Genomic DNA, 23,049 nt, shown 5'->3' with positions numbered 1-23,049 from the left:
GATGCCCCTGCGCCGTTGCACGACGTGGCGCAGGGGTTCCGGATAAAAGTTCGCTGAAATCGGGGGAGGGTGCTTGCTTCGGCACGCGCTTTGCCTTTGACTGCGCACACCGGAGGGTAGTCATGACCGACATTCTAATTCTAACTCACGTCGATTATTGTGCTCCGGGCCATCTGGCATCAGTGCTGGAGGCCCATCAACTGGATTACCAAGTGCTGCGCACCGACCTTGGTGAGCTGGACGGCTACGACCTGGATCGTCCCCGCGCGGTGGCGGTGATGGGCGGGCCGATGAGCGTCAACGACGACCTGCCCTGGATCGGGGCAGAAATCGCCGCGCTGCAGCACTTCATCCACCGCGACATTCCCGTTATCGGCCATTGCCTGGGTGGTCAGCTGATCGCCCGCGCGCTGGGCGCCGCGGTGCATCGCATGCCCTACACCGAAGTGGGCTGGCAGCCGCTGGTGCGGCGCGATGTCGGCAGCCCCTGGCTGGCGCACCTGCCGCGCGAGTTCCCTGTCTACCAGTGGCACAGCGATACCTTCGACCTGCCGCCCGGCGCCGAGTGGCTGCTGTCCAGCCCCTGGTGTCCGAACCAGGCTTTTGCCTGGGGCGACAAGGTGCTGGCCCTGCAGGGCCATCCGGAAGTCACCGAGGGCCTGGTGCGCTGGTGGCTGCAGGACTGGGCGCATCTGCTCGACGAGACCCAGGCCAGTCAGCAGGGGCTGCGGCAGATGCTCACCGACCTGCCGGAGCGGATCGAGTCGCTGAACAAGGTAGCCGAGGGCTTCTACCGCCACTGGCTGAATCTGGCCTTTGGCGAGCGGGCGGTGGCCCAGGCGGTCTAGCCGGCCGTGCTGCCTGAATACGGTTACTCCCGGTAGGGCGGGTGAAACCCGCGTGTCTGTCTGCGCGGGTTGCACCCGCCCTACAGCTGTTCGTCCATTGTTGCCGTGGGCTCCGCTGCCCTGCGTAGGGGGCGCTATGCGCACTGACTTCGGCGCGTTGCTGATTGCTGCGCACGGCGCAGCCTACAGCGACAGGCCGTCGCCATCGGCGCGGGTTTGCGCATAAAAAAGGCCGCCCCGAATGGAGCGGCCGACACAGGGGAGCGGCGCGAAGGGGCACGCAGCTCCGCCGCAATGGCGGGCCTGATGCAGCCGCCACTGGGATGCCGTGCAGTCTGCCCTGCGCCGTGGGTGCGGTGAAATCGAAATGGCCTATGCCGGCCATAGGCGAACTGCCACGGCCTGGGGCGTGATCCATTCTGGTGCTGGGAAAATCGCCCCGAACTGGTGCGCTGTGTCGGTTGGAAAATGTCAAGCTATTGAAATTAAACAATAAAATTTCGTGGCACGGCCCTTGCGATGACTCCCTTGTCCGGGTGACAAGGAGTACGGCATGTCCCGCACCTTTTATGACGAGATGTACGACGCGAGCGGCGCAGTCCGCCCGCACTACCGGGAATTCGCCCGCTGGCTGGCGGATACCCCGGCTGAGTTGCAGGCCCAGCGCCGCCGCGAAGCCGACCTGCTGTTCCACCGCGCCGGTATCACCTTCACCCTCTACGGGGACGAGCAGGGCACTGAGCGCCTGATCCCCTTCGACACCATCCCGCGCAGCATCCCCGCCAGCGAGTGGCGCATCGTCGAGGCCGGCTGCATCCAGCGGGTCAAGGCGCTGAACATGTTCCTCGCCGACCTCTATCACGACCAGCGCATCCTCAAGGCCGGCATCATTCCGGCCGAGCAGGTGCTGGCCAACGAGGGCTACCAGCTGGCCATGCAGGGGCTCGACCTGCACCGCGACATCTACGCGCATATCGCCGGCGTCGACCTGGTGCGCGACGGCGACGGCAGCTTCTACGTGCTGGAAGACAACCTGCGTACCCCGAGCGGCGTCAGCTACATGCTGGAAGACCGCAAGATGATGATGCGCCTGTTCCCCGAGCTGTTCGCCATGCAGCGGGTGGCGCCGATCGACCATTACCCGAGCCTGCTGCTCGACACCCTGAAAAGCTCCAGCCCGCTGGACAACCCGGCGGTGGTGGTGCTCACCCCCGGGCGCTTCAACAGCGCCTACTTCGAGCATGCCTTCCTCGCCCGCGAGATGGGCGTGGAGCTGGTCGAGGGCGCCGACCTGTTCGTGCGTGACGACCGGGTGTTCATGCGCACCACCTCCGGCCCGCAGCCGGTGGACGTGATCTACCGCCGCCTGGACGACGCCTTCCTCGACCCGCTGGCCTTCAACCCGGATTCCATGCTCGGCGTGCCCGGCCTGCTGGCGGCCTACCGCAGCGGCAACGTGGTGCTGGCCAACGCCGTGGGCACCGGGGTGGCGGATGACAAGTCGATCTACCCCTATGTCACCGACATGATCCGCTTCTACCTGGACGAGGAACCGATCCTGAAGAACGTGCCCACCTGGCAGTGCCGCAAGCCCGAGGAGCTGTCCCACGTGCTGGCCCACCTGCCCGAACTGGTGGTCAAGGAAACCCAGGGCTCCGGCGGCTACGGCATGCTGGTCGGCCCGGCCGCCACCGCCGCCGAGATCGAGAGCTTCCGCGCCCGTCTCAAGGCGCGCCCGGAGGCCTATATCGCCCAGCCCACCCTGAGCCTGTCGACCTGCCCGACCTTCGTCGAGAGTGGCATCGCCCCGCGCCATATCGACCTGCGCCCGTTCGTGCTGTCTGGCCGCGAGACCCGTCTGGTGCCCGGCGGCCTGACCCGCGTGGCACTGCGCGAGGGCTCGCTGGTGGTCAACTCGTCCCAGGGCGGCGGCACCAAGGACACCTGGGTGGTCGAGGACTAAGGAATATCGCCATGCTTTCGAGAACTGCCTCCGATCTGTACTGGATGTCGCGCTACCTGGAGCGTGCCGAGAACCTCGCACGCATGCTCGACGTCAGCTATTCGCTGTCGCTGATGCCGCAGGACGGCCGCGGCGATGGCCTGGAAGAACTGGCCATGCCGCTGCTGATCACCGGCACCATGGACGACTACCTGGAGCGCCACGGCCTGCTGCACGCCGAGCGCATGCTGCACTTCTTCGCCCTCGATGCGGACAACCCGGCGAGCATCTACTGCTGCCTGCAGGGCGCGCGCAGCAACGCCCATGCCGTGCGCGGGCGGATCACTGCGGACATGTGGGAGAACATCAACGCCACCTGGCTGGAGATGCGCGGCATCGCCGCCGAGGGCCTCGGGCGCTACGGCATCAGCCGCTTCTGCGAGTGGGTCAAGGAGCGCTCGCACCTGTTCCGCGGTGCCACCTTCGGCACCATCATGCGTGGCGAGGCCTACCGCTTCATCCGCCTCGGCACCTTCATCGAGCGCGCCGACAACACCCTGCGCCTGCTTGATGCGCGCTACGAAATGCTCGGCGAGGAAGCCGAGGCGGTCAGCGACACCTCGGCCCGCGGCTACTACCAGTGGAGTGCACTGCTGCGCGCACTGTCCTCCTTCGAGGCCTTTACCGAGATCTACCGCGGCTCGCCGCGTACCCACAAGATCGCCGAGCTGTTGTTGCTGCGTCCCGAAGTGCCGCGCTCCCTGCGCGCCTGCATGGAAGAACTCAACCTGATGCTCGCCGGCCTGCCCGGCGACAACGGCCGTCCGGCCCAGCGCCTGGCCGCCGAGCTGGACGCACGCCTGCGCTACACCAGCATCGACGAGGTGCTCGACGAAGGCCTGCATACCTGGCTCACCGATTTCATCCTGCTCGTCCGGCAGTTGGGCAGCTCCATTCACACGTCCTATCTGGAGGTCGTATGAGACTCTCGATCCGCCATGACACCACCTACAACTACGACGACCAAGTGCGCGCGAGCATCCAGTACCTGCGCCTGACCCCGCAGGAGAGTGCGCGCCAGCGGGTGATCAGCTGGCAGCTCGACCTGCCGCGGCCGGTGCGCGCCCAGCGCGACCCCTACGGCAACATCCTGCATGTGCTGACCCTCGACGAGCCGCACGAAGCGCTGGTGATCGGCGCCCGTGGCCAGGTGGAAATCGACGAGCACTGCGAGTCCGAGCGCGACAGCCGTTCGGCCCTGCCGTACCTGCGCTTCACCCGCCTGACCCAGCCCGACGACGCCCTGCGCGACTTCGCCCAGAGCAGCAGCGGCGGGCGCTGCGACCGCGATGGCCTGGTCGGCCTGATGCACGAGCTGCATGTGCAGATGCCTTATACGCCGGGCGCGACCCAGGTCGACAGCACGGCCGCCGAGGCCTTCGCCGGGCGTGCCGGAGTCTGCCAGGATCACACCCACGCCTTCCTGGCCTGCACCCGCAGCCTGGGCGTACCGGCGCGCTATGTGTCCGGCTACCTGTACACCGAGGACAGTGGTCACCTGGCCAGCCACGCCTGGGCCGAGGCCTGGCTGGGCGATGCCTGGTACAGCTTCGATGTGACCAACGAACTGGCCAAGCCCGAGCGTCACCTCAAACTGGCGGTCGGCCTCGACTACCTGGATGCCTGCCCGGTACGCGGCATGCGTCGGGGCGGTGGCGGTGAGCAGATGCATGCGCGGGTCAATGTGGCGGCGTTGATGCAGACTCAACAGCAGCAGTGAGGTGTGGCGCGTGGAGCGCGCTTCTCTCTTAACCCCTCTCCCGCCGGGAGAGGGGCAGGGGTGAGGGTGTGTCCCTGATACTCCGCTGCCTGCAGACTTTTCGTGCCGATGCTCATTGCCGCACTGGCTGAGGTATTGGTTCCGCCCTGCTGGGCGGGGCACTTTTTCCAGTCGCGGAAAAAGTAACCAAAAACGCTTGCCCCCGACATCCGGCCCCGCCTGCGGCGCGGTTCCCTCCCTTCATCATCGCTCCTGGGGCCCGCGCCGAAGGGCCATCCCTGGCCCATCGTCGCTCTCGCGGCATCCATGCCGCTCAACCCCTGGCGCGATAACTCCGTTCGGCCTTCTGAAGGGGGCGCTTGGAGTTGCCTGATAGCTCGGTGTCTCTTCCTCGTCGCTCGGCTGACTCCCTGCGTAGAAGCCATCAATCATTCGGTATCGCAGGAACCTGTCGGCACCGAGTTGATGACGCGAACCGACGGACGGGTTTCCCCGATAAAGCTCGCGCGCTCCCTGGTTGCTGCTCCTGGCTCGGTAAAGTGCAGCTCCACGTCGTACTTGAAGCGCTTCATCGTTTTACTCACCGGCTGGGTGCCAGGGCAGTCGTAGTAGTAATCGCTGACATAGCCCTGTCTGCTGATGCAGCCGGCATCCTCTTCGTCGTCGCTCAGGGAGTAGCTGTCGGTGTACAGGCGATCCCCATGCCGGGGGCAGGACACTATGGTGGCGGCCTTCTCGCAATAGCCGCTGCCCGTGCAGGATTGGCGGCCGGGCTCCTGATAGATGCTCAGAACGACTTGCCGCCACTGCCCGGCGATGTCGTAGAGCAGCTCGCTCTCCTCGTGATCGATGGCAAAGCCGTTGTAGCCGTAGTTGCTGCGCGACAGCGAGGTTTTGAACTCGGCCCGAGGGTTTCTCAGGATCAGGAAGGGGAAGATCAGCGGTTCGGGAATGAAGTCGATGCTGGTCGCACCGGGTTGCAGAAACTGAGTCGGATCTTCCGTGGAAAGCTGCAGCCTCTGGTTGTCGCTGGTGGTCAGCGTACCTTCGGCCCTATAGGCGGTAGAGCAGCCTGTCTGCAGCAGGCAGGCGATGAGTGTGGTGATGGCGACAAGTGCTTTGAGCGTTCCTGAAGCAAAACATCCGGGGATGTTCATCGCGTGTCCGTGACCTCGTTGTTGCCTGGCGAAGGCAAAAGTAAGGGGGTGTCAGCACTGGGAGCGTGTGGAGGGAGTGAAACGGGAGGTGAGGTTGCGTACTGAAGCCGCGACTCTCGGATGCGCATGGGGGAGGGGACGCACAAGGCCGTAGATGTCACTTTGAGATCATGCCGGAGTGGCGGTTCCGCGTTGCTGCAGGCCCTGTGTTACGGGCTGTTTCTGGGTGGACTGCATTGCTGGGGTATTCGTGCCGCTGCTGGTTTGCGTGCTGGGGGAGGCTTCTGTTCCGCCCTGCTGGGCGGGTTCCTTTTGGCAGTCGCCCCAAAAGGAACCAAAAGGGCTTGCCCCGCCATCCAGCCCTGCGCTTCGCTCCGGGTTCGTTCGCTCCATCGCCGCTCCAGGGGGCCGGCGTGAAGGGCCATCCCTGGCCCATCACGCCTCTCGCGGCATCCATGCCGCTCAACCCCTTACACGACGATTCCGTTCACCCTCCTGAAGGGGCGTTTGGCGTTGCCTGGAGGTTTCGTGTTTCTTTTCCTGATCCTTCCCGTTCTCTACGTGACCATCAGGCCGTGAATACCGGCCGGAAGAAGGAGCGCTCATAGCTGATGATGCATTGGGTGTCCTCTGCATACTTGAACGCGGCAATGCATTCAGGGTCGGCCATGGACTTGTTTCGATACTGTTCGTACTCGGCCAGGCTGGGGAAGGTGAACATGGCGAGGCCGATGTTGTTGGCGCCTTCCGATGGCAGGAAATAGCCGTGGTGTTTGCCGCCGAATTTCTCGACCAGCCGAATCCAGAGCTTGCCGTAGTGCTCGAATTCTTTGAGCTTCTGCGGGTTGAGGACATATCTGAGGTAGCAGGTAACCACTTAGTTCTCCTTGTTGGTATTGACCGCCAGTTGAGCGGCGAAAGCCCGCTTGTAGGCGGGCCGTGCTTCGCCACGTGCTACGTAGGCGGCCAGACTCGGGTACTCGTCGAGAATGCCTGATGGTTTCAGACGGAGCAGCACCGAGACCATCATCAGGTCACCTGCGCTGAACCCTCCATCGAGCCAGTCGGCATCATCCAGGCGCCGGGAAAGCTGATCCAGCCTGGCGCGAACGCGATCCGCGACCACTGGCAGGCGTTCCTTGCTCCAAGGCTTGTCGCTCTCCAGCAGCTTGGCGTTAGCGAGCTCAAGGATCGGCGGCTCCACCGTGTTGAGCGCGGCAAATATCCAGGTGATCGCCCGTGCCCGGGCATTGGCCTCGTCCGGCAGCAGGCCCGCATGGCGTTCGGCGATATGGAACACGATCGCCCCGGTTTCGAACAGAGCAAGCTCGCCTTCCTCATAAGTCGGAATCTGGCCGAAAGGGTGAAGCGTCAGATGCGCTGGCTCCTTCATTGCCTGGAACGAAACCAGACGAACCTCATAAGGCTGACCCACCTCCTCAAGCGCCCAGCGCACGCGCGTATCCCGCGCCAGCCCTTTGCCGCCGTCAGGTGAGCGTTCAAAGGCGGTAATGGTGATAGTCATCAGGGATCTCCTCTTGGCGAGGTAGGCGGCGGGGGCGAGCGACTTGTATACCAGTTGTAGTCTTGCACCGAGCACCTGATGGTTCCTCGTCATTCCCGCATAGGCGGGACAGCAGCTTTATCGCTGAACAGCGCTTGCGCTGGCCCGAAGGGGAATAATCCAGTGCGGCCCTCACCTGGGTTCCCGCCTGCGCGGGAACGACGGTGATTTGTCTGATGGTTCCGTGACCAGCACGCACGGGCTCCACCCGCTCTACAACGGCATGCAAAAGCTATCAGGCAGCTCGGAGCTCGAGTCCCCGTCAGGAGGCCGAGCGCAGGTGTTGCGCAGGGGGACGAGCCGCATGGATGCGGCGAGAGGCTTAAAGGGCCATGGATGGCCCTTGTAAGCCGGCCCCCGGAGCAGCGCCGGAGGGAGGGAAGTTTCGCGCAGCGAAACCCGGATGCCGGGGTGCCCTTCTCTTTGGTTACTTTCTCTTGGGCACGCAAGAGAAAGTGACTCGCCGTAGGGGCGAAAAGCGAAAGGCCAGTTGAGTAGAGCGTTTCGTACTGTAGCGAAAGGGCTGAAATTCAGGTTGATTGCCGCGAAACAAAAATTACCGGGTCGTAGGGCTCTGACTCGGGCCAGAACACCAGACCGAACTGCTCAGACTCTAGTAAGAGCCCGGGTTCATCTACCCCCCATTCGGCCATTTGTTCCGGGGCTTCAATGATGGTCTGTACAACCCCCTCCGTACGGCCATGCTCCAGCATGACGCAGTCCCTAAGTTCTACATATTCTCCTGATACATAGCGCATAACTGCTTCCTTAGCTTTCTCATGCTCAGCAGGAGTGCTACTCGTGGCTGCCTTTCCGTCCAGCCATATGCCCCAAGTAGCCAACCAACTCCCCCAACTCCCTATCACTCAAAACCTCCTTGCTAAACCCCGGCATCCGCCCCTGTGGCCACTTCCGCAGGCTCTGCGGATCACGAATGTACTGGCGCAAAAAGTCCCCACTGAAATACTCGGTCGGGTTATGCGGAATATTCAGATCAGGCCCGAAGTGCGAATCCCCCGCGCCATTCAGGCGATGGCAAGCCAGGCAGTTCTTCTGGAACACCGCAAACCCCGCCTGCACTTCCGCGCCGGCATCGGCAGCTGGTAGCAGGGCAGGGAAGCGTTCGGCCACCGGCGCCAGCAGGCGCAAGGTGGAAACCTGGAACGGCCACTGTTCCGGGCCGATCTCGGCGGCTTCCGGGTGTTGCCAGACCAGGTAGAAGGGGCCGGCGCTGGGTTTGCCCGTGGCCAGTGGCGGCCAGGGCTGGGCCGGATCCTCCACCGCCAGCCAGGCGCGGGCGCCCTGGCTGGCCAGCAGCGGGGCGGCGGGCAGTTCGGCGGCGAAGCCGTCCAGGGCCACGGCCTGCAGGTGGTCGCCGGGTTGCACGCCGTCGAGCAGGGCGGCCAGCGGTACGGCGCGGTAGTGCATGTCGCGCTTGTAGGCCACGTCGGCCTTGATCTCGATGCTTTGCGCCTGGTGATGGGCGAGCAACTGCTCGCTGCTCCAGCTGCGGTTGCCCTGGGGCAGTTGCAGTTTCAGCTCGGCGGCCTGGCTGGCCAGGGGCAGGAGGATAAGGCTCAGGCACAGCAGTAGACGCATGGCGACGGTCTCGTAATGGACGAATCGACACGCTAGCACAGAGAAGAGGGTTGTTCCGTGGCCCGAGCGCTACGGCATCGGGCCACGGCGGGGAAAGAGCGATCAGCCGACCAGACGAGTCACGTTGGGCAGGATCAGGATAATGGTGGTGGCCAGGACGATGAGGCTCGCCTGCCGGTACTTGGCTTGTTTGAACATGATGCTACTGCCTTTGTTCTTGTTGGTGTTTTGGCCAGTGGCCTGCAGTTGCGTCGCAGGACGAGCCTTGCACCGTGGCGCGGACAAAAAAGCCGCCCCGGCAGAACCCGGCGGCGGCACCTTGCACGGTTAATCCTAGGGGCGTCGTCACAATCAGCTTAGACAACTTCGCTTCTATAGCGGCATCGGCAGAATCGCGTAGTTATTGGCTCGGGGCTTTTCCCGAGTCGCGTGCCTTGAGCCAGACGCGCCGCGGCCTGTAGGGCAGGCGATGGGAGCAAGTCGACCATTCGTCTGAGCCGAACGGTCAATGGCCCTGAGCGCATCGGTCATTGAGTCCCGCCCGCGTGGCAGTAAGGTTAGGCGACCCGGCATCCGCCGCTGCCATGTACCGAGGACGTCATGACCGAAGCATATATTTTCGATGCCGTGCGCACGCCGCGCGGCAAGGGCAAGAAGGACGGCGCGCTGCACAGCGTCAAGCCAGTCAACCTGGTGGCCGGCCTGCTGCGGGCGCTGCAGGAGCGCAACAGCCTGGATACCCGTCAGGTCGACGATATCGTGCTTGGCTGCGTGACCCCGGTGGGCGACCAGGGCGCCGACATCGCCAAGACCGCGCCGATGGTTGCGGACTGGGACGTCAGCGTCTCCGGCGTGCAGCTCAACCGTTTCTGCGCCTCGGGCCTGGAGGCGGTGAACATGGGCGCGATGAAAGTGCGCTCCGGCTTCGAGGATCTGGTGGTGGTCGGCGGCGTGGAGTCCATGTCGCGCGTGCCGATGGGCTCCGACGGCGGCGCCTGGGTGATGGATCCGGAAACCAACATCCACACCAGCTTCGTGCCGCAGGGCATCGGCGCCGACCTCATCGCCACCCTGGAAGGCTTCAGCCGCAATGACGTCGACAGCTTCGCCCTGCGCTCGCAGCAGAAGGCCGCACGCGCCAGCGCCGATGGTTCGTTCAGCAAATCGCTGATTCCGGTGACCGACCAGAATGGCATCGTCATTCTCGATCATGACGAATTTATCCGCGGTGACAGCACGCTCGAGGGCTTGGGCAAGCTCAAGCCGAGCTTCGAGATGATGGGCCAGATGGGCTTCGACTCCACCGCCCTGCGCGTGTACAGCCACGTCGAGCGCATCGAGCACGTGCATACCCCGGGCAACAGCTCGGGCATCGTCGACGGTGCGGCGCTGATGCTGATCGGCAGCCCGGCCAAGGGCAAGGAGCTGGGCCTCAAGCCGCGTGCGCGCATCGTCGCCACCGCGGTGACCAGTACCGACCCGACCATCATGCTAACCGGCCCGGCGCCGGCCACTCGCAAGGCCCTGGCCAAGGCCGGGCTCTCGGTGGAAGACATCGACCTGTTCGAGGTCAACGAAGCCTTCGCTTCGGTGGTGATGAAGTTCATGAAGGACATGGGCGTGAGCGAGGACAAGGTCAACGTCAACGGCGGCTCCATCGCCATGGGCCACCCGCTGGGCGCCACCGGCTGCGCCATCCTCGGCACCCTGCTCGACGAGCTGGAAAAGCGCGAGCTGCGCTACGGCCTGGCCACGCTGTGTGTCGGCGGCGGCATGGGTATCGCCACCATCATCGAACGTATTTGACTGGGCTGTTGTAGGAGCGAGCTCTGCTCGCGAACCGTGCACCGCCCTTCGCGAGCAGAGCTCGCTCCTACGGCCAGTGGCCGAAAAGGACATAAGAAATGACTGACGCCATCCGTTACGAAAAGGGCCAGGACAATATCGTCGTCCTGACCATCGACATGCCCGGCCAGAGCGCCAACACCATGAACGCGGTGTACCGCGAGGCCATGGGCCAGACCGTCGCGCGCCTGGAGGCCGAGAAGGACTCCATCGCCGGCGTGATCGTCACCTCGGCGAAGAAGACCTTCTTCGCCGGCGGCGATCTCAACGAGCTGATCAAGGTCACCAAGGCCGACGCCAAGTCGTTCTACGACATGATCCTCAACATCAAGGGCCAGCTGCGCCGCCTGGAAACCCTGGGCAAGCCGGTGGTGGCCGCGATCAACGGTGCCGCGCTGGGCGGCGGCTGGGAAATCTGCCTGGCCTGCCATCACCGCATCGCCCTGGACAGCGCAAGCACTCAGCTGGGCCTGCCGGAAGTGACCCTCGGCCTGCTGCCGGGCGGTGGCGGCGTGGTGCGCATGGTGCGCATCCTCGGCCTGGAAAAAGCCCTGCCGTACCTGGCCGAAGGCAAGAAGGTGCGCCCGGACGCCGCGCTCAAGGCCGGCCTGATCCACGATATCGCCGCCACCCCGGAGGAGATGCTGAGCAAGGCGCGCGCCTGGATCGCCGCCAACCCGACTGCCGTGCAGCCGTGGGACGTGAAGGGCTACAAGATCCCCGGCGGCACGCCGAGCACCCCGGCCGTGGCGCAGATGCTGGCCATCGCCCCGAGCGTGCTGCGTGACAAGACCAAGGGCTGCTTCCCGGCGCCGGAGAAGATCATGTGCGCTGCCGTCGAGGGCGCCCAGGTCGACTTCGACACCGCGCAGATCATCGAGGCACGCTACTTCACCGAGCTGACCACCGGCCAGGTGGCGAAGAACATGATCGGCACCTTCTGGTTCCAGTTGAACGAAATCAACGCCGGCAGCTCGCGCCCACAGGGCATCCCGCAGTACGTAACGAAGAAGGTCGGCGTGCTCGGCGCTGGGATGATGGGGGCCGGCATCGCCTATGTGTCGGCGGCCGCCGGCATTGAGGTGGTACTCAAGGACGTATCCATCGAGGCGGCGGAGAAGGGCAAGGCCTACTCGGCAAAGCTGCTCGACAAGAAGGTCAGCAAAGGCCATATGACGGCTGACAAGCGCGATACCTTCCTCGCGCGGATCAAACCGACCGCCAGCGATGCCGACCTCGAAGGCTGCGACCTGGTCATCGAGGCGGTGTTCGAGGATCGCGGTCTGAAGGCCAAGGTCAACGCCGCCGCCGAGGCCGCTGCGCTGCCGGAGGCGGTGATCGCCTCCAACACCTCGACCCTGCCGATCACCGGCCTGGCGACTGCAGTTCAGCGTCCGGACAAATTTATCGGCCTGCATTTCTTCAGCCCGGTCGACAAGATGCCGCTGGTGGAGATCATCCGTGGCGAGCAGACCAGCGACGAGACCCTGGCCCGCGGCTTCGATTACGTGCTGCAGATCAAGAAGACTCCGATCGTGGTCGAGGACAGCCGCGGCTTCTTCACCTCGCGGGTGTTCGGCACCTTCACCAACGAAGGCATCGCCATGCTCGGCGAAGGTGTGAGCGCGGCGATGATCGAGAACGAGGCGCGCAAGGCCGGTATGCCGGTGGGGCCGCTGGCAATCAGCGATGAAGTGTCGATGAGCCTGATGGAACACATCCGTAAGCAGACCGTCGCCGACCTGGCCGCCGAGGGCAAGCAGATCCCGCAGCATCCGGCGTTCAACGTCATCGAGCTGATGCTCAAGGAGTACAAGCGCCCGGGCAAAGCGGCCGGCGGTGGCTTCTACGAGTACCCCGAAGGCGGCAAGAAGCATCTGTGGCCAGAGCTGAAGACACGCTTCGAGAAGGCCGATGCGCAGATCTCCCAGGAGGACGTGCGTGATCGCATTCTGTTCATCCAGGCCATCGAGACCGTGCGCTGCGTGGAGGAGGGCGTGCTGAAGTCCGTTGCGGACGCCAATATCGGTTCGATCTTCGGCATCGGTTTCGCCGCCTGGACGGGTGGTGCGTTGCAGTTCATCAACCAGTACGGCATCAAGGACTTCGTCGCCCGCGCCCAGTACCTGGCCGAGCAGTACGGCGAGCGCTTCCTGCCGCCGGCTCTGCTGCTGGAGAAGGCGGCCAAGGGCGAGGGTTTCTGATCGTTCGTGAGTGAAGCGTAGGGCGGATGAAGCCCGCGTCTGTCTGGCGCGGGTTTCACCCGCCCTACAGGCTTGAACAAAACCGGCCCCAGGGCCGGTTTTGCTTTATGGCGTTTCCTGTTGCGCTCTGTCAGTCTTTCGCCAGGACTTACTGCCTACACTCGCAGGGTGTTTGGGCTGGGCTGGGGGAGCGGGTGACAGCACATCGACGTTTGACAGGGCTTCCGCTCATCGCCGGCCTGCTGCTGGCGTTGCTGGCTGGTGCGCCGCAGGCCAGCGAAGCGCTGAAAATCTATGTCGGCCAGGGGCAGATGCCCTATGCCGACGACACGCCCGGCAACCACGGCCTGTTCGGCGACCTGATGGAAGAGCTGTGCCGCCGCCTGCAGCGCGAATGCCGCTACCAGAGCGTGCCGTGGAAGCGCGTGCAGCTGGAAGTGACCAACGACCCCTACGGCATCGTGCTCAACCTCGGGCGTACCGCCGAGCGCGAGTCGGGCTTCATCTGGCTGCTCGATGTGTTGCCCTCGGCCTATGTGCTGGCTGGGCGCGAGAGCCGCTACGACAACCTGCAGCAGGCACTGGCTGCCGGCCCGGTGGTGGTCATGGGCGGTACGCCGCGGGCGCTGGAGTTGCAGGGGCTGAAGCGGGAAGGGCAGACGGTGGTCGAGGTGACCGATCCGGCACAGGCGGCCGGCATGCTGCACAGCGGGCGGGTGGCGAGCTGGTACGAGATCGACCTGCGCGTGCGCTATCTGTGGCGCGAGCTGGGTTTTCCCCCGGAGTCGGTGCATGTCGGCACGCCGATTGGCGTGACCCACAGCTACATTGCCGGTAGCCCGTTGCTGCGCGATGCCCGGGCGTTGCAACGGCAGATGCGCGAGAGCTTTGCGGCGATGCGGGCGGATGGCAGCTGGCAGCGGATTCTGGCGCGTTACCTGGGTGAGCAGGCCGCGGCGCAGATGTGGCAGACCACCCCCTGACGGGGTTCAGGCGGCCATGCACCAGCCGTTGCGCTGGCAGATCAGTTCATGGATATCCAGCTTCTCGCTCTGCCGGGTCGGCATGCGCAGGGTCAGCAGGCTGCCGTCATCCAGGTGCACGGCCGACTCCGATTCGAAGTGCATGCCGTCCTCCTCCAGGCTGACGTAGGTGATGCCGTAGCTGTGGGTGCTGTTGAAGGCTTCGGTGATGGTCATTTGCGCGGTCTCCAGTGGCGGTGCCGCTTGCGCGGCACCGAATGGTTCACTTGCCACCAGCAGCCTTGGCGTTGGCTTGGTGGGTAACGGCGGCAGCCGGACTGGCGAAGGCCGAAGCGGCGATCAGGCTGGCGATGGCGGCGAAACTGCTCATGGTGTTGCTCCTCTGTAGGTAGTGGGGTTGATCCCGACGCCTGCATCATTGACGAGCACGATCATCAGCAGAAGTGAATGGCATTTATGGTGACTATCGAACGGCGTGATGCCTGCGACAGATTGTCCGCCGAACTGCTGTTGCACTGGACGCCCGCTGGGTGCAGTCTTCGCGCTTGACTATTCACCCCCCTGTATGAGGTACCCACACCCTTTATGTCCTTGCGCATCTGCATCCTGGAAACCGATGTACTCCGCCCCGAACTGATCGACCAATACCAAGGCTATGGCCGCATGTTCGAGCGCCTGTTCGCTCAGCAGCCGATAGCGGCCCACTTTGAAGTGTTCAATGTGGTGAAGGGCGAATACCCCTCTGACGAGGAGCGCTACGACGCCTATCTGGTGACCGGTAGCAAAGCGGATTCCTTCGGTACCGATGCCTGGATTCAGACGCTCAAGACCTACCTGCTCAAGCGCTACGAGAACGGCGACAAGCTGCTCGGCATCTGCTTCGGCCACCAGCTGCTGGCACTGCTGCTCGGCGGCCGTGCCGAGCGCGCGGCGCAGGGCTGGGGGGTGGGCGTGCACCGCTATGAAATGGCCGAGAAGGCGCACTGGATGAGCCCGGCGGTGGAAGAGCTGGCGCTGCTGATCAGCCACCAGGATCAGGTCACCGCGCTGCCGGACAACGCTACGCTGCTGGCCTCCAGCCCGTTCTGCCCGATCGCCGCCTACTGCATCGGCGACCAGGTGCTGTGCTTCCAGGGCCATCCGGAGTTCGTTCATGACTACTCCAGGGCGCTGCTGGATATTCGCCAGCAGTGCATCGGCGAGCCGGCCTACCGGAATGCCGTGGCCAGCCTGGCCGAACAGCACCAGGGCGCCACGGTGGCCGAGTGGATGATGCGTTTCGTCGCCCACGGCAAGGCCGAGGACGCCTCGCCGGTCTGATTCGACGGCTACGCGCACAAGACCACAGGTGACCGGACGATCCGGCCACCTGTGGTTTTTTATTTTTCCGGCCGTAGTTTGTCCGCTTGGCTGCACCTGTGCTGGCTGCCGCTCTAGGCGAAACTACGGATTGTCATGACGAGGCCCGCTGCCTCATCGTGCGCCTGGTAAGGCTGCATGTGGCGGCGGCAGGGTGGGGTGGATGGGCAACGAGACAGCGGGTCAGGGTGTGCTGCCGACGTCGGGCGTGATGCCGGTGCCGGAGAGCGGGTTCTATGTGCGTGGCATGCAGTTTCTGCTGCAGGTGGTGCAGGCGCTGTCGCTGGCCCGCGACCTGGCGGGCGTGCAGGAGATAGTCCGGCATGCCGCGCGCGAGCTGACCGGCTGCGACGGTGCCACCTTCGTGCTGCGCGATGGCGAGTTCTGCCATTACGCCGACGAGGATGCCATCGCCCCGCTGTGGAAGGGCAAGCGCTTCCCGCTGGCCACCTGCATCAGCGGCTGGACGATGCTCAACCGCCAGCCGGTGACCATTGCGGACATCTACGTCGATTCGCGCATCCCCCACGATGCCTATCGGCCGACCTTCGTCAAAAGCCTGGTGATGGTGCCGATCCGCACCCGCGAGCCGATTGGCGCCATCGGCAACTACTGGGCCAGCGAGCACCAGCCGAGCCCGGAGGAGGTGAGTCTGCTGCAGGCCCTGGCCGACTCGACCTCGATCGCCATCGAGAACGTGCAGCTGTACCAGAGCCTCGAACGGCGCGTGGAAGAACGCACTCGCGAGCTGCAGCAGGCCTACGACCGCATTCACCACCTATCGCTGACTGACGAGCTTACCGGCCTGCACAACCGCCGTGGCTTCTACCTGCTGGCCGAGCAGGCGCTGCGCCATTCGAGCCGCTACAGCGAAGGCTGCACGGCCATGTTCCTCGACCTCGACGGGCTCAAGCGGGTCAACGACGAGATGGGCCACGAGCAGGGCGATACCATGTTGCTGCAGGCCGCAACGGTGCTGCGTCAGGCCTTGCGCGAGGTGGATATAGTCGCGCGCATGGGCGGCGACGAGTTCTGCGTGCTGGCCCAAGGGCAGGTCGGCGAGATCCTGGAAAAGCGCGTGCAGCAGGCCATCGCGGCCTTCAATGCCGGCGCCAGCCAGCCGTTCACTCTGTCCGTCAGCATCGGTACCACCGATATGTCGGGCAGCCTGGATGCTTCGCTGGATGAACTGCTGGCGATTGCCGACGAGCGCATGTACGAGAACAAGCACCAGCGCCGGGCCGGCCGCGCCGACCAGCTGCTCAGCTGAGGGGCAGGGGCTGGCTGCTACAGCCAGTCCATGCGCTTGAAGTTGGCGAACAGGCCGACGCAGCCCACGGCGATGACTCCGAGCACGCCGAAGTAGCCGTAATGCCAGGTCAGCTCCGGCATGTTGTGGAAGTTCATCCCATAGATGCCCGCCACCGCGGTGGGGAAGGCCAGAATCGCCGCCCAGGCGGCGAACTTGCGTTGGGTGATGCTTTGTCGCGAAGACTCCAGCAGCAGGCCGATCTCGATGGCGTGGTCGGCCATCTCGCGCAGCCCGGTAAGGTCTTCCATCAGCCGGTTGACGTGAATCGCGATGTCGCGGAAGTACGGGCGCATGTGCTTGTCGATGAAGGGGAACTCCAGCTGCTGCAGTTCCTGGCAGATCTCCGACAGCGGCGCCACCTGGCGGCGCAGGCGCAGCAGATCGCGGCGCAGGCCGTGGATGCGCTCCACATCGTCCTGCTGCAGCGGGCGGTCGAGCACGGTCTGCTCGATGTCCTCCAGCTCGCCGTGGATGCAGTCCAGCAGCGGCCGGTAGTTCTCGATCACGAAGCTGAGCAGGGCATACAGCACGAAGTCCTCACCGTGCTCCAGCAGCAGCGGGCGCGCTTCGCAGCGCGCGCGGACGGTGGAGTAGGAGGCCGAGTTGCCGTAGCGGGCGCTGATCACATAGCCCTTGCCGGCGAACAGCTGGCTTTCCACGAACTCCAGGCGGCCGTTCTCCCGAACCGGCGAGTAGAGCACCATGAACAGGGCGTCGCCGAAGGTTTCCAGCTTGGGCCGGGTATGCCGGGTAATGGCATCTTCCATGGCCAGTTCGTGCAGGTTGAACTGCTGCTGCAGGCAGGTCAGCTCGGCGCTGCCGGGATCGCGCAGACCGATCCAGACGAAGTGCCCGGGCTGGCAGGCCCACTGGCTGCCTTCGTCCAGCTGGATATCGGTGACCTTGCGGCCTTTGTGGTAAGCCGCAGCTGCAACGACATGACCCATGGGCGATCCTCTAACGTGGCGATGGAGGCAGCTTAACCCAGGCGTGACAGGCTTGCAGGAGGGGCGCCCGGGCGTGCCGGGCGGGGTGTCAGGCGCTGGTCAGCTGCTGATCGAGTTGACCGATGCACTGCTGCATCAGTTCCTGGCAGCGTTGCATCAGCTGCGGGATGTCGTCCATGGTCAGGCCCAGGGTGGGGATGGCCGGCAGTGACTTGATCAGCACGCGGCCGCTGCTCCAGCTATTCAGCTTGAGACGCCCGGCATAGTTGCTGACGCACACCGGGACGATCGGCACGCCGGCGGCGATGGCCATCTGGAACGCGCCTTTCTTGAACGGCAGCAGGCCCTTGCCGAGGTTGCGCGTGCCTTCCGGGAAGACCCAGATCGAGGTGTCGCGGTTGCGCAGGGTCTCGGTGGTTTCCAGCATGGCTTGTTTGGCCTTGCGCGCGTTGCCGCGGTCGATCAGCACGTTGCCGGCCAGCCAGTACAGCTGGCCGAAGAACGGCACCCACTTCAGGCTCTTCTTGCCGATGCTCACGGTGCGCGGCGGCACCACGCGGCCGAGCACATAGAGGTCGTAGTTGGACTGGTGGTTGGCGATCACCACACAGGCCTGCTCCTGGGTGAACAGGCTCTTCACCTCGGTCTTCACCCGCAGGCGCAGCAGGCACAGGGCTGGCAGCGAATACAGGCGCGCGCACAGGCGGCTGTTGTCCGGGTTGAATGGCCGGCACAGGCCGAGCAGCAGACCGGCCACGCCAGCCAGGAGAAAGTGCAGGCCCATCAACAACATGCGCGCAAGGAAAAGCATCGGGAAGCCTATCGGCAGACAAAAGGTTGCGCAGTGTACGGACGTGCACTGCTTTCGGCAATTGACCCCGATCAGAGGTTATTACCCGGTATTTCCACGGCGTTGCCGACTTTTCCCCCAGAAAGCACAAGCCCGGCACTGGGCCGGGCTTGTGGGGAGCGCGCTGGCAATCAGCCGAGGTGCTGCTGATCCAGTTCGATGGCCTTGTCCAGGGTCTCCAGGAAGGCCTTGCGCACTTTCAGCTTGGTGTTCTTGTGCGCGGTCATGTTGATCTTCTTCAGCTGCTGGGCAGTGGCGACGGCGGTGGCCATCAGCTCATCGGCCGCGACTACCTTGTCGAGGAAGCCGGCATCCACGGCGCCCTGCGGGTTGAAGATCTCGCCATTGATCACCGAGCGGTGGAAGGCGGACTTGCGCAGGCGGTCACGGGCCAGCTCGATGCCGGCATGGTGCATGGTCATGCCGATCTGCACTTCGTTCAGGCCGATGTTGAACGGGCCTTCGACGCCAATGCGGTAGTCGGCCGACAGCAGGATGAAGGCGCCCTTGGCGATGGCGTGGCCCGGGCAGGCGACGATGATCGGGAAGGGGTGGCTGAGCATGCGGCGGGCCAGGGTAGAGCCGGCGGTAACCAGGGCCACGGCGTTCTGCGGGCCGGAAGTCATCACCTTGAGGTCGTAACCGCCGGAGAGGATGCCCGGCTGGCCGGTGATGATCACCACGGCGCGATCCTGCACGGCCTGATCCAGGGCGGCATTGAAGGCGGCGATCACGTCCGGGGAGATGGCGTTCACCTTGCCGTTGTTCAGGGTCAGGGTGGCAATGCCGTCTTCGAGTTGGTAGCTGATCAGGTCGCTCATGGCGGAGTTCCTAGTCCTGGGTGGGCTGAAGTGGCGCTGACGTTACCCAGCACGAAGGCCCGGGTAAAGCGCTTTGGCTGACCGCGTGGTCATCCGCGCGGGCGGCGCGGCCGCCTATGAGCGCCATCTATATAGGCAATTGGCAGAGGGCTCGGGGGCTGACATAGGTTAGCTGCCTCTATGTGGAGTGCCTGCAATGCGTCGTACCTTTCATCTAATGTGGCGAGCCAGTCTGCCGCCCGCGCTGCTGCTTCTGCTCTTGTTGGCCAACAGCGGCTGCAGCCACAGTCCGGCTGGCGTGCTGCTGGTGTTTGCCGGCAGCCTGTTCTGCTCCCTGGGTTTTCTCCTGTTCGGCCGCCAGCGTTTCACCGCGCCGGCGCAGGAATTCCCCCGGGAAACCCGCGATCTGGCATAAGCGCATGAATCGACTGAAAAAAACTTTTGCCTTCGGCTGCCTGTTCGGCTACATTAGCGCGCCTCGACGAACCAGACTGGTACGGCGAGATCCGGTGAAGTGTCCGAGCGGTTGAAGGAGCACGCCTGGAAAGTGTGTATACGGGAAACCGTATCAAGGGTTCGAATCCCTTCTTCACCGCCAGACCCTGAAAAAGCCCAGCCTAGTGCTGGGCTTTTTCGTTTCTGCGTTTGGGCAAACGTTTCCGCGGCTATGCCGCCCGGCCTAGGGCGCGGCGGGCGAGCTGCCGGCCTGGCGGAGGGCCAGCCTGACCCGGGCCTGGATCTGGTAGGCCGGTGCCTCGACGGCGTTGAAGTCGCGGGTGTAACGCTGGGCGAACAGATGGCTGCCCCATTCCCGGTACTGTTGCACGTGCCACAGCTCGTGGGCCCAGAGCGCAGCGTTGCCGAGGGCGTCCTGCTCGTTGCGAAAGATGATGTTGTCGACCAGGGTCACTGCCGCGATATCCGGGTTCTGCAGCATGCCGGCGGCCAGATCCAGCTCTTCGCCGCTGCCGACCTTGTAGCGGGCGCCATCCAGAATCTGTGCCGGGTAATAAGGCAGCAGTTGCTGGCGAATGGCCGCGGGAATCGGCTGGGTGCCCTGGCGGATGCTGTTTTCGCGGGCCTCGAGAATCCAGGCTTCGAGGGTGGCGGCGCTCATCTGCAGGGCGCTTTCATAGGTCGGGCCGATGATCTGATCCGGATCCTCAATACACAGGCAGCTGCCCAGGCAGACCTGATACTGCCCCGGCGGGCAGGCATCGGCTTGCGCCACGAGTGGCAGGGCCAGCAGCAGGAGGCTACACAGGCGGACGGCAGGGGCGGGCAACGGCATCGGGCCTTCTCGGCAGGGAAATGGGCGCCACCTTGGCCAGTGCCCGAGGCTTTGTCCAGCTCTCGCCGCTGGGCGGAGTGCCACTATCAGCTACCATTTACCTAATGGATTCCTGTTGTGGCGGGCAAGCCAGGTATCGCTGTGAGGTAACCAGATGCGCGAAGACCATCCCGCGGGCCCGCTGGCGGTGCCGATGGACGAGTTGTCCCGGGCGTTGACCAGCGCTGAAGGCGAGGCCTGGTTCCACCGCCTGGCCGATGGCCTGCCGCTGATCGTCTGGACGGCCGACGCCGACGGGCACATTGACTACCGCAATGCCCGCTGCCTGGAATACATCGCGCCGCAGGAGCTCGGCCACGAGCTGAACCTGGCGACGATCATCCACCCGGAAGACCTGCCCCAGGCCCGCCAACTCTGGCAACAGGCCCTGAGCAGTGGCGAGCCCTACGAGATCGAATACCGCTTCCTGCGCACGGCGGACAACAGCTATCGCTGGCACCTGGGGCAGAGCATGCCGGTGTACGGGGCGGATGGCCGCATCCTCAAGTGGATGGGAGCCTGCACCGACATCGATGACCAGCGCCGTGCGGTGGACATGCTGATGTCCAGTCGCGAACAGTTGCAGCAGCAGGTGCGCGAGCGCACGGAACTGATCGAGCGGGTCAACACCCACCTGATCAACGAGGTGCAGAAGGGCGAGCAACTGGTGCAACTGCTGCGCACGCATACCGAGAACCTCGGGCGGATCATCGCCACCCAGACCCGGTTGGCCGAGGCCGAGATGGATCTGGAGTTGTTCCTCGACCTGGTGGTGCAGCAGATGCAGGAGCTGACCCCGGCCACGGGCGCGGTGGTGGAGCTGCTCGATGGCGAGGATATGGTCTACCGTGCCGCCTGCGGCAGCGTGGCCAGCTATATCGGCCTGCGCCTGAAGGCGGGCACCAGCCTGTCCGGGCTCTGTGTGCGCTCTGCCGAGGTGCTGATGTCGCCGGATACCAGCATGGATCCGCGAGTGGATCAGCAGGCCTGCCGCAAGGTTGGTGCGCTGTCGATGGTGGTGGCGCCGTTGCTGCTGGCCGGCAAGGCGGTCGGGGTGCTGAAGATCATGGCCGACAAGGTCGGGGTCTTCAGCGCGGCCGACGTGCAGACCCTGCAGCTGATGGCCGGGCTGCTCGGTTCGGAACTGGGCCACCAGGTGGACTTCCAGAACAACCAGCGCCTGCTGGCCGAACGCACGGCGGAAGTGGCCAAGCGCAAGGAGTCCGAGGCCAGCCTGCGCGCCCATGTAGAGCGCACCCAGCGCATCATCGAGAGCTCCCACGAGGCGTTCATCTGCATCGACGAGCAGGGCTGCATCACCGACTGGAACAGCGAGGCCAGCCGCATCTTCGGCTGGCAGCGCGGCGAGGTGCTGGGCCTGCCGCTGTCCGGGCTGATCGTGCCCGAGCGCATGCGCACCGAGCATGAGCGCGGCCTGCAGCATTTTCGCCGCACCGGCCTGGGCGCGGTGCTCAACCGGCGCACCGAGCTGCCGGCGCTGCGCAAGGACGGTTCGGAGCTGATCGTGGAAATCACCATCAGTGTCAGCGGCAGTGGCAGTGAGCACGAATTCAGCGCCTTCATGCACGATGTTACCGAGCGCAAGCGCATCGAGCAGGAGGTGCGGCTCAACCAGCAGCTGCTGCGCTCGGTCACCGATAGCATCCCGGCACTGGTCGCTTTCATCGACCCGCAGGAGGTGTTCCAGTACTGCAACCGCTCCTTCCTGCAGGCCTTCGGCGTCAGCGAGGAGCAGGTCATCGGGCGGTCGCTGCAGGAGCTGATCGAGGCGCAGGAATATGCCTTCGTCCGCCCCTATCTGCTCGAGGCTCTGGCCGGGCGGCAGAGCACCTTCGAGCATGCCATTCGCCTACACAGCGGCGAGCGCTACATGGAGGCACGCTATGTCTCGCAGCTGGATATAGCGGGGCAGGTGCAGGGCGCCTACCTGATCCTCTGGGACATCACCGAGCGTTGGGCCCAGGAGCAGAACCTGCGCTGGCGTGCCATGCGTGACAGCCTGACCGGTCTGTTCAACCGCGCGGCGATTCTCGAGGCCCTGGAGCGTGCCATCGACGAGCATCTTGGCGGCACGCGCCTGCTGGCGTTGCTGTACCTGGATGTCGACCGCTTCAAGCAGATCAACGACAACTTGGGCCATGCGGTGGGCGACGAGGTACTCAAGGTGTTTGCCCAGCGTCTGGAGGCCTGCGTGCGCGACAGCGACGTGGTGGCGCGCCTGGGCGGCGACGAATTCGTCATTCTGCTGCAGCAACTGACCTCGGCCGAGCATGCCTGCGAGGTGGCCGACAAGATCATCTACGCCATGGGCGCGCCGCTGCAGATCCGTGAGCATTGCCTGCCGATCTCCACCAGCATCGGCGTGGCCCTGCTCGGTAGTGACGCCAGCTGCGCGGCTGAGCTGCTGGAAAAGGCCGATAGCGCCCTGTACCAGGCCAAGCAGGCGGGGCGTAACTGCTTTTCCCTGTCCGATTGAGCGGGCTTCCC

21 protein-coding genes and 1 tRNA gene are annotated in these 23,049 nt (G+C 64.6%); 12 read left to right on the top strand and 10 right to left on the bottom strand.

Annotated features, from left to right (window positions below; all coding sequences use genetic code 11):
- Positions 1-122 precede the first annotated feature (122 nt).
- The 4 genes from A9179_RS13915 (at position 123) to A9179_RS13900 (ending at position 4,570) form a co-directional block, all read left to right on the top strand.
- Positions 123-848 carry a type 1 glutamine amidotransferase gene (locus tag A9179_RS13915; RefSeq protein WP_187806818.1) on the top strand — a complete coding sequence of 242 codons (726 nt, stop codon included), beginning with the start codon at positions 123-125 and terminating at the stop codon, positions 846-848.
- A gap of 553 nt (positions 849-1,401) precedes the next feature.
- A complete protein-coding gene (locus tag A9179_RS13910) occupies positions 1,402-2,811 on the top strand; it encodes a circularly permuted type 2 ATP-grasp protein (protein WP_187806815.1) in 1,410 nt (469 codons plus the stop codon).
- An 11-nt stretch (positions 2,812-2,822) separates the two neighbouring features.
- Positions 2,823-3,773: an alpha-E domain-containing protein gene (locus A9179_RS13905; RefSeq protein ID WP_187806812.1), complete on the top strand. Its 951-nt coding sequence runs from the start codon at positions 2,823-2,825 to the stop codon at positions 3,771-3,773.
- Positions 3,770-4,570, top strand: a complete 801-nt coding sequence (locus tag A9179_RS13900; RefSeq protein WP_187806810.1) for a transglutaminase family protein — start codon at positions 3,770-3,772, stop codon at positions 4,568-4,570. The genes A9179_RS13905 and A9179_RS13900 overlap by 4 nt, the downstream gene beginning before the upstream one ends.
- 428 nt (positions 4,571-4,998) lie before the next feature.
- Here A9179_RS13900 and A9179_RS13895 read toward each other — a convergent pair whose 3' ends face one another.
- The 5 genes from A9179_RS13895 to A9179_RS13875 all read right to left on the bottom strand — a co-directional run bounded on the left by A9179_RS13895 (position 4,999) and on the right by A9179_RS13875 (position 8,890).
- On the bottom strand, positions 4,999-5,727 hold the full coding sequence (locus A9179_RS13895; protein WP_187806807.1) for a hypothetical protein: 729 nt from the start codon (positions 5,725-5,727) through the stop codon (positions 4,999-5,001).
- 568 nt (positions 5,728-6,295) lie between these two features.
- Positions 6,296-6,604 carry an NIPSNAP family protein gene (locus A9179_RS13890; RefSeq protein ID WP_187806804.1) on the bottom strand — a complete coding sequence of 103 codons (309 nt, stop codon included), beginning with the start codon at positions 6,602-6,604 and terminating at the stop codon, positions 6,296-6,298.
- Complete coding sequence (locus tag A9179_RS13885; protein WP_187806802.1) at positions 6,605-7,252, bottom strand: glutathione S-transferase family protein; 648 nt, start codon at positions 7,250-7,252, stop codon at positions 6,605-6,607.
- A 569-nt stretch (positions 7,253-7,821) separates the two neighbouring features.
- Positions 7,822-8,049 (bottom strand): hypothetical protein, encoded by a 228-nt coding sequence (locus A9179_RS13880; RefSeq protein WP_187806799.1) that lies wholly within the window; start codon positions 8,047-8,049, stop codon positions 7,822-7,824.
- 37 nt (positions 8,050-8,086) lie between these two features.
- Positions 8,087-8,890, bottom strand: coding sequence for a c-type cytochrome (locus A9179_RS13875; protein ID WP_187806797.1), 804 nt, complete (start codon positions 8,888-8,890; stop codon positions 8,087-8,089).
- A gap of 600 nt (positions 8,891-9,490) precedes the next feature.
- On the opposite strand from A9179_RS13875, the gene A9179_RS13870 reads away from it, so the two are divergent.
- The 3 genes from A9179_RS13870 to A9179_RS13860 all read left to right on the top strand — a co-directional run bounded on the left by A9179_RS13870 (position 9,491) and on the right by A9179_RS13860 (position 13,922).
- A complete protein-coding gene (locus tag A9179_RS13870) occupies positions 9,491-10,696 on the top strand; it encodes an acetyl-CoA C-acetyltransferase (protein ID WP_187806795.1) in 1,206 nt (401 codons plus the stop codon).
- A gap of 98 nt (positions 10,697-10,794) precedes the next feature.
- The gene (locus A9179_RS13865; RefSeq protein WP_187806793.1) at positions 10,795-12,939 is read left to right on the top strand and encodes a 3-hydroxyacyl-CoA dehydrogenase NAD-binding domain-containing protein; all 2,145 of its coding nucleotides are present in this window, start codon (positions 10,795-10,797) and stop codon (positions 12,937-12,939) included.
- A 212-nt stretch (positions 12,940-13,151) separates the two neighbouring features.
- On the top strand, positions 13,152-13,922 hold the full coding sequence (locus A9179_RS13860; RefSeq protein ID WP_187806790.1) for a substrate-binding periplasmic protein: 771 nt from the start codon (positions 13,152-13,154) through the stop codon (positions 13,920-13,922).
- Positions 13,923-13,928: 6 nt separating this feature from the next.
- On the opposite strand, the gene ptrC is transcribed toward A9179_RS13860, so the two are convergent.
- Positions 13,929-14,138: a type III secretion system co-regulatory protein PtrC gene (ptrC, locus tag A9179_RS13855; protein ID WP_187806788.1), complete on the bottom strand. Its 210-nt coding sequence runs from the start codon at positions 14,136-14,138 to the stop codon at positions 13,929-13,931.
- A 369-nt stretch (positions 14,139-14,507) separates the two neighbouring features.
- Here ptrC and A9179_RS13850 point away from each other — a divergent pair, with 369 nt between their 5' ends.
- Both A9179_RS13850 and A9179_RS13845 read left to right on the top strand, forming a co-directional pair.
- The gene (locus A9179_RS13850; RefSeq protein WP_187806785.1) at positions 14,508-15,242 is read left to right on the top strand and encodes an amidotransferase; all 735 of its coding nucleotides are present in this window, start codon (positions 14,508-14,510) and stop codon (positions 15,240-15,242) included.
- Between the two features lie 202 nt (positions 15,243-15,444).
- A complete protein-coding gene (locus A9179_RS13845) occupies positions 15,445-16,551 on the top strand; it encodes a sensor domain-containing diguanylate cyclase (RefSeq protein WP_262410592.1) in 1,107 nt (368 codons plus the stop codon).
- Positions 16,552-16,568: 17 nt separating this feature from the next.
- On the opposite strand, the gene A9179_RS13840 is transcribed toward A9179_RS13845, so the two are convergent.
- The 3 genes from A9179_RS13840 to A9179_RS13830 all read right to left on the bottom strand — a co-directional run bounded on the left by A9179_RS13840 (position 16,569) and on the right by A9179_RS13830 (position 19,211).
- Positions 16,569-17,540 carry a magnesium and cobalt transport protein CorA gene (locus A9179_RS13840; RefSeq protein ID WP_187806783.1) on the bottom strand — a complete coding sequence of 324 codons (972 nt, stop codon included), beginning with the start codon at positions 17,538-17,540 and terminating at the stop codon, positions 16,569-16,571.
- Positions 17,541-17,628: 88 nt separating this feature from the next.
- A complete protein-coding gene (locus tag A9179_RS13835; RefSeq protein WP_187806780.1) occupies positions 17,629-18,351 on the bottom strand; it encodes a 1-acylglycerol-3-phosphate O-acyltransferase in 723 nt (240 codons plus the stop codon).
- 170 nt (positions 18,352-18,521) lie between these two features.
- On the bottom strand, positions 18,522-19,211 hold the full coding sequence (locus A9179_RS13830) for a crotonase/enoyl-CoA hydratase family protein (RefSeq protein ID WP_187806778.1): 690 nt from the start codon (positions 19,209-19,211) through the stop codon (positions 18,522-18,524).
- A gap of 196 nt (positions 19,212-19,407) precedes the next feature.
- Between A9179_RS13830 and A9179_RS13825 the strand changes: the two genes are divergently transcribed.
- Positions 19,408-19,626, top strand: coding sequence for a hypothetical protein (locus A9179_RS13825; RefSeq protein WP_187806775.1), 219 nt, complete (start codon positions 19,408-19,410; stop codon positions 19,624-19,626).
- A 93-nt stretch (positions 19,627-19,719) separates the two neighbouring features.
- Positions 19,720-19,809 (top strand) — tRNA-Ser (locus A9179_RS13820).
- A gap of 81 nt (positions 19,810-19,890) precedes the next feature.
- On the opposite strand, the gene A9179_RS13815 is transcribed toward A9179_RS13820, so the two are convergent.
- Positions 19,891-20,502 carry an eCIS core domain-containing protein gene (locus tag A9179_RS13815; protein ID WP_187806772.1) on the bottom strand — a complete coding sequence of 204 codons (612 nt, stop codon included), beginning with the start codon at positions 20,500-20,502 and terminating at the stop codon, positions 19,891-19,893.
- Between the two features lie 154 nt (positions 20,503-20,656).
- On the opposite strand from A9179_RS13815, the gene A9179_RS13810 reads away from it, so the two are divergent.
- Entirely contained in the window at positions 20,657-23,038 is a 2,382-nt protein-coding gene (locus A9179_RS13810) for a diguanylate cyclase domain-containing protein (RefSeq protein ID WP_187806768.1), read from the top strand.
- Positions 23,039-23,049: the final 11 nt, after the last annotated feature.

The sequence above is a fragment of the Pseudomonas alcaligenes genome, from assembly GCF_014490745.1.
Lineage (GTDB): Bacteria > Pseudomonadota > Gammaproteobacteria > Pseudomonadales > Pseudomonadaceae > Aquipseudomonas > Aquipseudomonas alcaligenes_C.
The sequence above is the reverse complement of the archived record's forward strand: the minus strand, read 5'-3'. Positions and strand labels throughout refer to the sequence as shown.